This is a genomic window from Acinetobacter sp. UNC436CL71CviS28 (assembly GCF_000620525.1).
Taxonomy (GTDB): Bacteria; Pseudomonadota; Gammaproteobacteria; order Pseudomonadales; family Moraxellaceae; genus Acinetobacter; species Acinetobacter radioresistens.
Window position 1 is genome coordinate 69,199 of sequence record NZ_KK211147.1, and the last position, 12,394, is coordinate 81,592.

Here is a 12,394-nt window from a genome sequence, read left to right on the forward strand (position 1 = left end):
ATGGCAGGGGCGGCTGGATTCGAACCAACGGATGGCGAGATCAAAACCCGCTGCCTTACCACTTGGCGACGCCCCTATCAATTTACTTTCAACTGACACAATGGAGACTCATCTAAACTATGAACCAGGTAAGCTTTACATGGTGCATTCTTTAAAATATCGTCTGGCTTCATGTCAGAAGTCAGTTCAGTGAAAACACAAGCACCTGTACCTGTAAGCCGTGCAGTACCGAATTGATCGAGATAACGCATGGCTTCATCAACCTCTGGATATAAACTTCTGGCCAGTGGCTCAAAGTTATTTCCGAAAGCAGATGGCTTTAACTGATAGGCGCAAAATGTAGTGGGCTTCGTATTTCTTGTCAATGTTTTTTGTGAAAAAAGCAGTTGAGTGCTGATAAAACAGTCAGGTTTGAGCACTATGTATTGTTTCGATTCTAAGTTAATGAAACTTAACTGTTCTCCAATTCCTTCCGCCCAAGCGTTGTGACCATATACAAAAACAGGTACATCCGCACCAAGATGTGCACCATATTCAGCCAACTGTTCAATTGTTAAACCGCAATCCCAGAGCTGATTTAATATAATCAGTGTAGTGGCAGCATTGGATGATCCTCCACCTAATCCTGCACCCATCGGAATATTTTTCTCAATTTTGATCTGTACACCAGAAGAATTTTTAGTGTGTGATTTAAGTAATAATGCAGCTTTGTAGATTAGATTCTGTTCAAGCTGTACATTACCTAGACCTTCAATGTGAATTTTTCCAGTCATGTTGACTTCAAATTCCAACCAGTCATATAGGTCAATTAGTTGAAAAATACTCTGTAACTCATGGTAGCCATTTTCACGACGACCTGTAATATGTAAAAACAGGTTAAGTTTAGCGGGTGAAGGAACTCGGATCATACTAAATACCACAGCTGAAAACAGATTAGCGATTCTGGATTAGCATTGTAATACGGTTTTCTTGGCCATCAGCAAGTGGCTGTTTTAAAATCAGTTTATTAGGTTGTTGGGCACTGCCATTATAGCTTAATTCGACATTCCAGTCCTGTTCCTGAATGGTACTGATCCGTTGCTGTTCATCTTTTTTAATTTTAGCATTCAAGCTTGCCGGTCTGCCTTGGACCCAGTGTACGAGGTGAGTAATCGGTGCCTGCCATCCAGTAGCACGCTCCAATAGCTCTTCAGGTGTTGTTGCGCGAATCAGGCCTGTCTTTGCACTATTCAGCGTGACTTCTCCCGGACGGCCTTGAATTTGTGTTCTGCCTACGCCTAAGATTCCCGTCAGTTCAATATCAAAATTATCCTGCTGCTGTTCCCAGTTAAAAAATGCACTCCCTGACTGCTTGGGAGTTTTTACCCCAATTTTTCCCTGTAGATTAAATTGATTGTTTTCTGGCTGGGTGTTAACCGGATTTTGAGGTTGTGTATATTGCTGACAGCCGGTAAAAGCCAGAGTTGCCGTAGCGCACAAAGCGAGTCCCAGTTTAGAAAAAGAACGCATGAAAGTTTAACTCTATTTAAATTGTTGAGGTAACAATAACGCATCTAACTGATCCAATTGCGGATCATTATGATATTTTTGTTTAAGCTGTTTTAACACTTCACTAAATTTTGTGAGTGAACCCTGCATATAAAGTGCTTTAGCGTAGCGTACGCCAATTTTCAGGTTCTGACTTAGACTGTAGGCCTTGGCCAGTACCCGGACGGCAGTATCATAATCATTTTGCAATATGCAGACGTACCCGAGTGTGTCGAGTATTGAGGCTTGTTCCGGAGCATACTCAAGTGCATGCTCTGCATACTGGCGCGCTTCATTTAGACGCCGGTTTTGCAGAGCGAGAGTGTAAGCATATGCATTCAGGTAAGTTGGACTATTTGGTTCTATTTCCAGCAAATGTTTGAGTGTCTGGTCCAGTTTTTCCCGGTCTTGAAAAGGATCAAGCAATAAGACTTGGGCATAGATCAGCTCCGGGTCATCTGGCAGGTTTTTAACTGCTTCATCAAGTAAGGCCAGCGCTGCTTTTTTATTTCCCGTCTTTTTCAAGATTTCTGCCTGAACCTGGTATAAAAAACTGGCATGCTGTGGATAATTGACACGTTCCTGAGTAAGAAAACGCAAGGCATCATTCAGCTGGTTTTGCTTTTCAAAAATAGTGACCAGATTCCGCCGCGATACAGTGTATAGACTACCGTCCACCAGACGATAATAAGCTTTCGCTGTTTCGTAATGCTGTTTCCGCTCGGCATTTACTGCCAAATAGTAATAGGCCTCATTCTGATACTGATCAGAATAACGTAGCTCTACCAGATATTTTTCTGCCTGCTCATATTGTTTGAGGTCAATACTGGTTAATCCGGCAATAAATAATGCTTCTTCAGCATCTGGCCACTGTTTTAAAATACCTTGAAGCTTTTTTAAGGCTGATTCGGCCTGATTGGATTTGACCAGAAAGCGGACCTCTGCCAGCCGGATATCCAAATTATATTTCTGTTTACGGCTTGATTTTTCCAGCCATTGCTGGGCTGCTAGCTGGTCATTCTGAGCCATTAACAGGTTGGCCTTCATCAGAATAAAACCAGTCACTTTGGGCCGCTTGCGCAGTGCCTGATTGATAGTCACTAAAGCCTGCTCTAGCTGACCATTTTGTGCTTCCAGGCCAGCGATTAAAACCAGAATAGAAGGATTATTTTTTTCCTTACTGCTACGTAAGGCATTTAAAAGTATCTCGCGATCTTCTGGAAGCTCTGGAGCAATCCCTGCCAGAATCTGTTCCAGATCAGCATTTGGATCAATATTAAGAATTTTATTCAGGGTATCGGCGGCAAGCTCATATTCATGCGCTTTTAGAGAAATATGGGCCAGATAAAATAAAGCCGGGACATCTTGAGGTTCCTGAACTACCCAGTGTGTCGCGATGTCTAAGGCTGCTTTCAGATCATTCTGTTCGAGGGCAACATTCAGGGCACGCTGTTTGATAGTGGTTGAATTACTTTTAATGGCCAGTACAGTATAGTTATGCAACGCAGTAGGAATATCGCCATAAGCGAGTGCAAATTCGGCAATCATGCTTTGTTTTAAAGCATTATAGTTAGGATTTTCATGATAAATATCGCCCGATGCCCTAAGATGAGCGGTCGAGGCTATGCTACCTACCAGTAAGACTGTGGTAGAATATCGCCGTATAGTCATGCCGGATAGTCGGCTATTGATTTGACGCAATTTTTATTGATCCAGCTAATGCTTTTTATGACACCGATGTTGCACAATAACATAAATTTAGTGAAATGATGATCTGATATGTCTTTCTTTGCATTAGGGGTCAACCATCAAACTGCTTCTGTAGAGTTGCGAGAACAGATCGCTTTTAACCCTGAGCGGTTAAATGCTTTATTTGCCGAGCAAAGTCAGCATCCTGTCTTGAATGATATGGTGGTGGTCTCGACTTGTAACCGAACAGAAGTCTATGCCATGGCAGAGCATGCTGATATGGTATTGGACTGGCTCGCCCATGCAAATGGTTTAGATGTCAATCAGCTCATCAAACATACTTACCGTTATGAAGACGCTCAGGCGATTACTCACTTGATGCGTGTTGCCAGCGGTTTAGACTCTTTAATGTTGGGTGAACCGCAAATTCTGGGTCAAGTAAAACAGGCACTATCGATTGCAAAAGAAGCCCATATGGTTTCACCGGCACTAAACCGCATTTTTGAATATGCCTTCTATGCAGCTAAACGTGTACGTTCGGAGACTGCTGTAGGTAGTCATGCAGTCTCTATGGGTTATGCAGTTGCTCAGCTTGCCCTGCAGGTCTTTAGCCAGCCACAAGAGTTGACTGTAATGGTTGTGGCTGCTGGAGAGATGAACAGTTTAGTAGCTAAACACCTAGCTGAAATGGGTGTAGGTAAAATCCTGATCTGTAATCGTAGTCGCGAGCGGGCAGAGAATTTGGCGCAGGAGATTGCTCATCAGGTAGAGGTCGAAATTCTGGAATTTTCGGAACTGGCCAGTAACTTGTACCGTGCTGATGTAATCTCAAGCTGTACAGGCAGCCTGTATCAGGTAATTTCTTATCGTGATGTGAAAACAGCATTAAAAAAACGGCGCTACCAGCAGATGTTAATGGTAGATCTGGCTGTTCCGCGTGATATTGAGCCAAAAGTCGCGTCACTAGATGGTGTATATCTGTATGGCGTTGATGACCTGCAAAGTGTTATTGATGAGAACCTTGCCCAGCGACGTCAGGCTGCGGTTGAAGCTGAAATTATGGTTAACCAGCTGGCGACCCAGCTTATTACCCATCAAAAGGTCCAGCAGGCTGGCAGTACTATCGCTGCTTATCGTGAACAGGGCCAGCACTTGACTGAATATGAGTTGCGGTTGGCGCTGGAGCATTTGCAGGCCGGAAAAGATGCAGCTGAAGTCCTGCAAAACTTTTCCCATCGTCTCACTCAGAAATTATTACATCCGACTTCAATTCTGCTAAAGCAGGCAGCTCAGGAAGAAGATCCCTCATGTTTTGAGTGGTTACAGGACGGTTTGCAGGGGATATTTGACCGTCAGCGTAAACTTAAAAAATAATTTGAAAACAGCTTAAACCTTATGAATGCAATAGTCTTAAGCTGATTTTCTTGGTCAGTTCATTGAGTTGCTGCCGCAGATTGCGTGATTCAATAAGTGAAATGGGTGATTTTAGTTTCTGTTTTAAGTATTTTTCCTGCAGGCCCAAGGCATATTCTTTAGCAAGCTTGTCTGCCATTTCTGGTGCCGGAATCAGGCTTTCAATATTGGTACGCTGTAAAATATCCGCAACCGCATGACAATACATACTGCACGCGCCAAGCACATAATAGACAGCCAGTTCCTGATCATCCGGTAGTTCATCAAAGATTTTATCTAATATTGCCAGTATTTGTGCCAGCAATTCATCCGGATGAATAAAAGCACGCAGAGTTTCAAAGTGAATATACAGATAAGGATGCCGTATCAGCATAGCGATGGCGAAATCTTCATCCTTGGTGCGGATATTAAAAGAGAGTGATGCATCATTGCTAAGTTTCGGAGTAAAACGCTTGCCTAGGCCGAGCTTTTCTTTAAATGACTGAGTGAGCAGATAGCGAAATGATCCCTGTTTAGGTAACAGGTCGGTAAGCTCCCTGAGCTCGCCCATTACCTGACTTTTACCCTCAGGTGAAGAAACATCTCGCTGTTGCGTGAGATGTGCAAATACAAAATCGGATAATAGGGGAGCCTGTTCAAGTAAACGCTGAAAATTTTCCAGTCCTTCACGACGGATCAGAGAATCGGGATCATGCTGGTCGGGTAAAACAAAAAATTTCAGTTCACGGCCATCATTTAATAAAGGCAGAGCAATTTCCAGTGTTCGCCGGGCTGCCTTTTGACCTGCAGCATCCCCATCAAAGGCAATCGTAATCCGGTTATTCTGTCTGAATAAAATATTAAGATGTTCAGTATTGCTGGCTGTTCCAAGAGTTGCTACTGCGCCGCTAATCCCGTATTGCTGCAATGCGATAACATCCATATAGCCTTCGACCATTAACCAGTCTTGAGCTTTTTGCTTGCGACCTTCATAAAGGCCGTACAATAACTGATTTTTATGGAAGACTTCGGAATCTGGCGAGTTAATATATTTGGGTTTGATCTCATCATTTAATGCGCGCCCCCCAAAACCGACTACACGGCCCTTACTGTCCCGGATTGGAAAAATAACCCGGTCACGAAGTAAGTCAAAGTCACGTCCGCTCTCACTAGAGCGAATCAGCCCTAGCTGTTTCAGACCTTCAATATCATAGGGGAATGCCTTTTCCAGATGCTGCCAGTCCTCTGGTGCATAGCCCAAGCGCCAGAACTGGACTGTATCTTGGCTTAAGCCGCGCTGTTTAAAGTAAAATTGTGCGCTTTGGCTTTTAGGTAACTGCTGTTCATAAAACTGAGCAATATTCTCTAGCAGGTCATACAGGTTACCTTCCTGTACTTGCACATCTGTCACATTTTCAAATTGTTCAAACGGATCAAAACTCTGAAATTCAGCGAAAGGATCAATCGGAGTATAAGGTGTATTTGTGATAGGAGACTGGATCTGTTCTTTAGCCTGCGCGGCAGGAGCCTGAACCGGCTTGCTAACTTTTTTGATTTCACGTTTATAGGACAGACGCTTATTGTCCTGATTGTCTTTTGGTAGTTCAATACCAGTCTGGTTTGCTAGGTCTTTCATAACATCAACAAAATTACGGCTGTCGATATCCATTAAAAAACGTATAGCATTGCCGTTGGCCTGACAGCCAAAGCAGTGGTAATACTGCTTGTCACGGTAGACATGGAAAGAAGGTGACTTTTCCTGATGAAAAGGACAACAGCCAGAATAAGTCCGTCCGGTTTTTTTAAGTTTTACGCGTTGGCCAATCAGATCAACAATATCAGTACGATCCAGGATCTGATCAATCGTATGCTGTGGAATTGCCATAAGAAAAAGCCATTATTTTATATACTTTAACCATAAAAACGCTGACCTGAAGTCTTGCTTTAAGCACTATTCAGTTGCTATCACTTGAACTAAACAGTCCTGTACAGAATCTAGCCGTCTTTACTGAAAAAGAGAAGGGGGAAAGTATTTTAACTTTCCCCCCCGAAAAAAGCGACCATCTGGTCGAGATTATTCGTTTGGAGTTTCTGTAGCTATATCAGCCGGTGGTTTGGCGAGCATTGGTGTATGTTGCTGTCCATTTTCAGATTTACCGAGCATACCTAAGCTCAGACGGTTGAGCCAGCTACGTTCTTCTGAAGAATGACTAGAGGTTTCCTGCGATACTTCACTTGCAGTACTGTTTTTGGCTTCACGGCCAAAAATTCCCAGTGTGGCGCGGTTAAGCAGGCTGGCATCTTTGCGGGCGGCACGCAGGTTTACACTGCCATTACTACGCACCAGTTCCGGATAGTTTAGTTTTAAGACGTCTACATACTGCTGTGATGAAGCCTGATCACCCAGCTTGTCATAAGCGTAAGCCATGGTAGCTAGAGCTTCTGGAATTTGAGGAGTCTGCGGATAATGTTCAACTACCCACTGCGCCCGCTCCAGAGCAGCAACCCAAGCTTTACGCTTTAGATTATAGCGTGCTACGTTCATTTCATTTTCAGCCAGTTCCTGACCAATAAACTTCATGCGCTGTGCAGCATCTACTGCATACTGACTGCTTGGATAGCGACGAATAAAATCAACAAAGTTTTGGTAAGCTACTTTTAAATAGCTAACATCACGGTGTGATTGCTGCAAAGAAGTATAACGCAGCAAGCCATCATAATTCTGTTCCATGTTAGCTACACCACGTACGTAATAAGCGTAGTCAACATTAGGGTGCTGTGGATTTAAACGGATAAAACGTTCAGCCAGAGCAATCGCCCCTTCATAATCTTTTTGCTGGAATTTAACGTAAAGCAGCTCAAGTTGTGCCTGCTGCGCATATTGTCCGGTCGGGAAGTAGGTGTCCAGTGCCTCTAGCTGTTTTGCAGCATCAGAATATTGACCACGTTCAAGCGCACGTTCGGCTTTATTGAAATAAACCTGTTCGCTTGACTGTGGGCCAGTATCGACAACTTCTTTTTTTGGATTGCTGCTACAGCCCACTAATGCAGATGCTATGCCTAAAGATAAAGCAAGCATCGTAACTTTATAACGTGGTAGCGACATAAAAACTCCTCTGTTAATCGGGCAATGAGCTACAATTGCGCTATTAAACCACTTTTGTCTCGATGATCAAATGACTTCAGCACAATCTTCTAATTCTACTTTCCCTGAAACTGATTTCAATTTACTTGAAGATTCTGAGGATGCAGATAACCATACTTCAGAGCCGACTGCAACACGTTTATCGTTGCAGTTTCAATTGGATGAAAGCTATCTCGGGCAGCGTATTGACCAAGCAGCAGCACTGGTCTGGAATGAATTTTCCAGAGAGAAACTTAAGCAATGGATTAAAGACGGCCATTTGTTAGTAAATGGTAACAATGTCAAACCTAAATACAAGTGTGAGGGCAATGAGCTGCTTACGCTTGAGGCAGAGCTGGAAATTCAGACTGCCAGCCAGCCGGAAAATATTCCGCTTGATATTATTTATGAAGATGATGACATTATTGTCATCAATAAAACCGTAGGAATGGTCGTACATCCAGGTGCAGGAAATGGGTCGGGTACTCTGGTCAATGCGCTGCTTTACCATTATCCGAAATCTAATGAACTGGCCCGTGCCGGACTGGTCCATCGGATTGATAAAGATACTAGCGGTCTGCTGGTGGTTGCAAAAAACCTTGAGGCCCAGTTCTCTTTAAGCAAACAGTTGGCAAAAAAGACTGTCTACCGGATTTATGATTTAGTTGTTTATGGAAATATTGTAGCCGGTGGAACCATCGATGAGCCAATCAAACGCCATCCTGTCGATCGCGTTAAAATGGCCATATTACCGGGTGGTAAAGAAGCGGTTACTCACTATAACGTGAAAGAGCGATTTAAAGACTTTACCCGTGTTCAGGCGCAGCTTGAAACCGGTCGTACTCACCAGATCCGGGTCCATTTTAGTTATATCGGTTATGGCTTGGTTGGTGACCCGGTCTATATGAGCCGGGTACGTGTACCTGCCGGAGCTTCTGAAGAGCTGGCTGATACTTTGCGCAGTTTTAAGCGGCAGGCATTACATGCTGCCAAGCTTGGTCTGGTTCATCCGCGTACAGGCGAGAATATGATGTTTGAGGCGCCGTGGCCTGAAGACTTTAAGCATTTAATTGAAGTACTTCGTCAAGAGAATGCTGCTTATTAATTCATTAACACGGGAAATTTAACATGCAGTTTGTTTCAGGGCTTCCATCAGGTGTATATGCAGGACAGACACGTATCCGGCATCCAGGTACATTAGCTTCAGAAAAACCGGAACTTGCGGGCTTTAATCTGGCTTTGCACGTGCAGGATGATACGCAGCGAGTACAAGCTCACCGGATGATTTTGCTGGAAGGACTGGCAGGCTATGGTGTAGATAAAATCACATGGATGACTCAAACTCATAGCACGATCTGTCATACGATTAATGAAGCACTTCCATTCGAAGCTCTTATTGGTGATGGTTTAATTACCCAGAAGAAAGCTCATGCCTTGATGATGATGACAGCAGACTGCTTGCCTGTAGTGATGGGAAATGCACAAGGCACTGAAGTTGCCAATCTGCATGCGGGTTGGCGTGGACTTGCAGGTGGTATTATTGAAAATACCATTACTGCCATGCAAGACAGGCCTAGTTGGGCCTGGTTAGGTGCGGCGATTAGTCAGTCCTGTTTTGAAATTGGTGCAGAGGTCAAGGCAGCATTCTGTCATAAATATGCGGAAGTTGAATCGGCCTTTATATCAGGGCGCTCAGGGAAGTATTATGCCGATCTTTATGCAATTGCCCGTTATATTCTGCAACAACAAGGTATAAAGATGGTACTAGGAGGCGACCAGTGCTCATATCAGCAATCTGATCAGTATTTTTCATATCGGCGAAACGCCCAGACCGGACGTATGGCAACATTTGTTTTTATGCAATCATCAGGATAAACCAGTCAGGTCCTTTGTGCTCGCTACTTCAAACTCATTTGTAAATTTTTCCGGTGTGAAAAAACCTCCAGTTGTGGAGGTTTTTTCATTGCAGGATACTTATTTGTGGAAGATACGTGCCTTGTCGCGCTGCCAGTCACGGTCTTTTTCGGTTGCACGTTTATCATGAAGCTGTTTACCTTTAACCAGCGCGATTTCAAGTTTGACTAAAGGTCCTTTCCAGTAACAGGCCAACGGCACACAGGTATAACCTTTCTGGTTAACTGCACCCATTAATTTCTCAATTTCACGCTTAGATAAAAGCAGCTTGCGGGTACGGGTTGCTTCAGCAACAATATGGGTAGAAGCAGAAAGTAAAGGCTGAATCTGGGCACCAAACAGATAAGCTTCGCCATTTTTCAAAAGGATATAGCTTTCTGTCAGGCTCATACGTCCAGCACGTAATGATTTAACTTCCCAACCCTGTAACGACATGCCGGCTTCAAACTTTTCTTCAATAAAATAATCGTGGCGTGCGCGTTTATTCTGCGCAATTGTTCCACCATTATTTTTTTTCACAACTTTTACGTTCGCCATAATCATTAAATTCCAAAGTTGTACTTATTGTGCCGTAAAGTGCCAGCAAGAGAAAGTTTTTTCAAAAAGATGGGGATACTTCGCTAAAAAATCAAGTTTTTGTTAAACTAGGGCCCTGCACAATAAATTAGAGTATCAAGCGATGTCTAAAGCTCGCGTTATTTACCCGGGAACCTTTGATCCAATTACTAATGGCCATATTGATCTGGTAACCCGTGCAGCCAAGATGTTTGATGAAGTGGTGGTTGCCATTGCGATAGGACATCATAAAAATCCGGTATTTAGTCTGGAGGAGCGTGTAGCACTGGCGAAAGCTTCCTTAAGTCATTTAAGTAATGTCGAGTTTGTGGGTTTTGATGGGCTGCTGGTCAATTTCTTTCATGAGCAGAAGGCAACTGCAGTACTACGTGGACTGCGTGCGATTTCCGATTTTGAGTATGAATTTCAGCTGGCTAATATGAACCGGCAGTTAGACCCTCAGTTTGAAGCAGTTTTCTTAACACCTTCTGAACAATATTCCTTTATTTCATCGACACTGGTTCGTGAAATTGCCCGCTTAAAAGGTGATGTAAACAAGTTTGTACCCCCGGCAGTCGTTGAAGCCTTTGAACGTAAACATCAGCAAGGTTGGTAGCGTGTCTTTATATATTACTGATGAATGTATTAATTGTGACGTATGCGAGCCCGTATGTCCCAATGAAGCTATCTTTATGGGGGAGATGATTTATGAAATTCATCCTGACCTCTGTACTGAGTGTGTCGGACATCATGAGCAGCCTCAGTGCCAGCTGTTCTGTCCGGTCGACTGTATTCCCCATGATCCAAACCATGTGGAAACAGAAGATGAGCTAATGCAGAAATATAAAATGTTGACTGCTCAAAAAAGTGCGAGCAATTAACAGATAAATTTGATACTATGCGCGACGAAGTGAGCCGGACGGTCGCTGCTGTGGAGGTCTTCGTGACTAAAGCAGGGGAGGAAAGTCCGGGCTTCATAGGGCAGGGTGCCAGGTAACGCCTGGGCGGCGTAAGCCGACGGAAAGTGCAGCAGAGAGTAGACCGCCTCATTCGTGAGGTAAGGGTGAAAGGGTGCGGTAAGAGCGCACCGCGTATCTGGTAACAGTATACGGCATGGCAAACCCCACCAGAAGCAAGACCAAATAGGAATCCTGAGGTACGGCCCGTACTGGATTCGGGTAGGTCGCTTGAGCGTATGAGTGATTGTACGCCTAGAGGAATGACCGTCCTCGACAGAACCCGGCTTACAGGCTCACTTCAACAATTTTCCTGTAAATAAAGCTTGACCTGCTAAAGATAAATGCAGATAATGCGCGCACAGTTTTCGGCTATGTAGCTCAGTTGGTTAGAGCACACGCTTGATAAGCGTGGGGTCACAAGTTCAAGTCTCGTCATAGCCACCATTTTTATAGACCACGTTCTCTAAAACGTGGTCTTTTTTTGTCTGTGTTTTTATCGTTTGAGTAGCGGGTAGAGGACTTTACTAGTCACAGGTTATTGAGCCGGTATCCAGTTTGATTTGTGGAAACCTTTCTGTATATGTATTTAAGATCTGTTGGCGTTGATCTTTGCCAAAGACCTGTTCCTGTAGCTGTGTAATTTTCTTTTCACTCAAATATTGTCTAGCACAGTGCAGTGCTATCTGATTCTCCTTGGCAATACTGAGTTTTTGACTCTCTGTAATTTCATCAATTCGATAAAGCTTCTGCTGTGCCCGACTGAGCTGTGCCAAGCTGCGCTTTTGCTGCATACTAAGTAATTGCTGGTGATTAATCCATTTGGCTACATCCATACGTACGCCGTTATAATCTACAAAGATTGGACTAATCGCACTGCAGGCTGTAAATCCGGACAAGACAGTACTGGCGATCATCATTTTAATTTTCATGTTGTGTCCTGATAAGGTTCTCAAATTATTTTCTACGTAAAATCAAATATGTGTATTATTTTTCAGCAAAACACATCTTTTTGCTTAAAGACTGAGCATTCATTAAAGATAGTTCTTGACGCTGGGCAATGAAGTTTAGATAATGCGCACACAGTTTACGGCTATGTAGCTCAGTTGGTTAGAGCACAGCACTCATAATGCTGGGGTCACAGGTTCGAGTCCCGTCATAGCCACCATTTTAAAAGACCAGGCTCTCAGTCTGGTCTCTTTTTTTGTGCCTAAAAATTATTGCCGAATATTTTTGA

Annotated in this window: 12 protein-coding genes, 3 tRNA genes and 1 other RNA gene; 8 read left to right on the forward strand and 8 right to left on the reverse strand. The window is 43.6% G+C overall.

All coding sequences use genetic code 11. From position 1 onward, the window contains the following. Position 1 precedes the first annotated feature (1 nt). From N518_RS0115725 to N518_RS0115740, 4 genes are all read right to left on the reverse strand, one after another. Positions 2 to 76, reverse strand: a tRNA-Gln gene (locus tag N518_RS0115725). Position 77: 1 nt separating this feature from the next. After that, on the reverse strand, positions 78 to 908 hold the full coding sequence (gene ispE / locus N518_RS0115730; RefSeq protein WP_005024982.1) for a 4-(cytidine 5'-diphospho)-2-C-methyl-D-erythritol kinase: 831 nt from the start codon (positions 906 to 908) through the stop codon (positions 78 to 80). Positions 909 to 933: 25 nt separating this feature from the next. Next, the gene (gene lolB / locus N518_RS0115735; RefSeq protein ID WP_005024984.1) at positions 934 to 1,509 is read right to left on the reverse strand and encodes a lipoprotein insertase outer membrane protein LolB; all 576 of its coding nucleotides are present in this window, start codon (positions 1,507 to 1,509) and stop codon (positions 934 to 936) included. Between the two features lie 12 nt (positions 1,510 to 1,521). Next, entirely contained in the window at positions 1,522 to 3,198 is a 1,677-nt protein-coding gene (locus N518_RS0115740) for a tetratricopeptide repeat protein (RefSeq protein ID WP_026444507.1), read from the reverse strand. Positions 3,199 to 3,306: 108 nt separating this feature from the next. Here N518_RS0115740 and hemA point away from each other — a divergent pair, with 108 nt between their 5' ends. After that, the gene (hemA, locus tag N518_RS0115745) at positions 3,307 to 4,590 is read left to right on the forward strand and encodes a glutamyl-tRNA reductase (RefSeq protein WP_005024988.1); all 1,284 of its coding nucleotides are present in this window, start codon (positions 3,307 to 3,309) and stop codon (positions 4,588 to 4,590) included. Between the two features lie 19 nt (positions 4,591 to 4,609). Here hemA and N518_RS0115750 read toward each other — a convergent pair whose 3' ends face one another. Beyond that, the gene (locus N518_RS0115750; protein WP_005024990.1) at positions 4,610 to 6,493 is read right to left on the reverse strand and encodes a DNA primase; all 1,884 of its coding nucleotides are present in this window, start codon (positions 6,491 to 6,493) and stop codon (positions 4,610 to 4,612) included. A gap of 189 nt (positions 6,494 to 6,682) precedes the next feature. Next, positions 6,683 to 7,714: an outer membrane protein assembly factor BamD gene (locus N518_RS0115755; RefSeq protein ID WP_005024992.1), complete on the reverse strand. Its 1,032-nt coding sequence runs from the start codon at positions 7,712 to 7,714 to the stop codon at positions 6,683 to 6,685. Positions 7,715 to 7,784: 70 nt separating this feature from the next. Here N518_RS0115755 and rluD point away from each other — a divergent pair, with 70 nt between their 5' ends. Together rluD and pgeF are read left to right on the forward strand one after the other, a co-directional pair. After that, on the forward strand, positions 7,785 to 8,837 hold the full coding sequence (rluD, locus tag N518_RS0115760; protein ID WP_005015770.1) for a 23S rRNA pseudouridine(1911/1915/1917) synthase RluD: 1,053 nt from the start codon (positions 7,785 to 7,787) through the stop codon (positions 8,835 to 8,837). Positions 8,838 to 8,860: 23 nt separating this feature from the next. After that, on the forward strand, positions 8,861 to 9,607 hold the full coding sequence (gene pgeF / locus N518_RS0115765) for a peptidoglycan editing factor PgeF (RefSeq protein ID WP_026444508.1): 747 nt from the start codon (positions 8,861 to 8,863) through the stop codon (positions 9,605 to 9,607). A 99-nt stretch (positions 9,608 to 9,706) separates the two neighbouring features. Here pgeF and smpB read toward each other — a convergent pair whose 3' ends face one another. Further along, the gene (gene smpB / locus N518_RS0115770; protein WP_005404295.1) at positions 9,707 to 10,183 is read right to left on the reverse strand and encodes an SsrA-binding protein SmpB; all 477 of its coding nucleotides are present in this window, start codon (positions 10,181 to 10,183) and stop codon (positions 9,707 to 9,709) included. Positions 10,184 to 10,325: 142 nt separating this feature from the next. On the opposite strand from smpB, the gene coaD reads away from it, so the two are divergent. The 4 genes from coaD to N518_RS0115785 all read left to right on the forward strand — a co-directional run bounded on the left by coaD (position 10,326) and on the right by N518_RS0115785 (position 11,604). Then, positions 10,326 to 10,817, forward strand: a complete 492-nt coding sequence (gene coaD / locus N518_RS0115775; protein ID WP_005025000.1) for a pantetheine-phosphate adenylyltransferase — start codon at positions 10,326 to 10,328, stop codon at positions 10,815 to 10,817. Position 10,818: 1 nt separating this feature from the next. Continuing rightward, entirely contained in the window at positions 10,819 to 11,082 is a 264-nt protein-coding gene (locus tag N518_RS0115780; protein ID WP_005015756.1) for a YfhL family 4Fe-4S dicluster ferredoxin, read from the forward strand. 26 nt (positions 11,083 to 11,108) lie between these two features. After that, an RNA gene (gene rnpB, locus N518_RS16640) (RNase P RNA component class A) lies at positions 11,109 to 11,464 on the forward strand. A 63-nt stretch (positions 11,465 to 11,527) separates the two neighbouring features. Next, positions 11,528 to 11,604 (forward strand) — tRNA-Ile (locus tag N518_RS0115785). Between the two features lie 80 nt (positions 11,605 to 11,684). On the opposite strand, the gene N518_RS0115790 is transcribed toward N518_RS0115785, so the two are convergent. Then, complete coding sequence (locus N518_RS0115790) at positions 11,685 to 12,089, reverse strand: hypothetical protein (RefSeq protein ID WP_005025002.1); 405 nt, start codon at positions 12,087 to 12,089, stop codon at positions 11,685 to 11,687. A gap of 159 nt (positions 12,090 to 12,248) precedes the next feature. On the opposite strand from N518_RS0115790, the gene N518_RS0115795 reads away from it, so the two are divergent. Next, positions 12,249 to 12,325 (forward strand) — tRNA-Met (locus N518_RS0115795). Positions 12,326 to 12,394: the final 69 nt, after the last annotated feature.

Bases quoted from the DNA above. Each gene is read 5' to 3' on its own strand.
- coaD (WP_005025000.1), top strand. From the start codon at position 10,326: ATGTCTAAAGCTCGCGTTATTTACCCGGGAACCTTTGATCCAATTACT.
- N518_RS0115790 (WP_005025002.1), bottom strand. From the start codon at position 12,089: ATGAAAATTAAAATGATGATCGCCAGTACTGTCTTGTCCGGATTTACA.
- N518_RS0115750 (WP_005024990.1), bottom strand. From the start codon at position 6,493: ATGGCAATTCCACAGCATACGATTGATCAGATCCTGGATCGTACTGAT.
- hemA (WP_005024988.1), top strand. From the start codon at position 3,307: ATGTCTTTCTTTGCATTAGGGGTCAACCATCAAACTGCTTCTGTAGAG.
- smpB (WP_005404295.1), bottom strand. From the start codon at position 10,183: ATGGCGAACGTAAAAGTTGTGAAAAAAAATAATGGTGGAACAATTGCG.
- N518_RS0115755 (WP_005024992.1), bottom strand. From the start codon at position 7,714: ATGTCGCTACCACGTTATAAAGTTACGATGCTTGCTTTATCTTTAGGC.
- pgeF (WP_026444508.1), top strand. From the start codon at position 8,861: ATGCAGTTTGTTTCAGGGCTTCCATCAGGTGTATATGCAGGACAGACA.
- N518_RS0115740 (WP_026444507.1), bottom strand. From the start codon at position 3,198: ATGACTATACGGCGATATTCTACCACAGTCTTACTGGTAGGTAGCATA.
- rluD (WP_005015770.1), top strand. From the start codon at position 7,785: ATGACTTCAGCACAATCTTCTAATTCTACTTTCCCTGAAACTGATTTC.
- ispE (WP_005024982.1), bottom strand. From the start codon at position 908: ATGATCCGAGTTCCTTCACCCGCTAAACTTAACCTGTTTTTACATATT.
- lolB (WP_005024984.1), bottom strand. From the start codon at position 1,509: ATGCGTTCTTTTTCTAAACTGGGACTCGCTTTGTGCGCTACGGCAACT.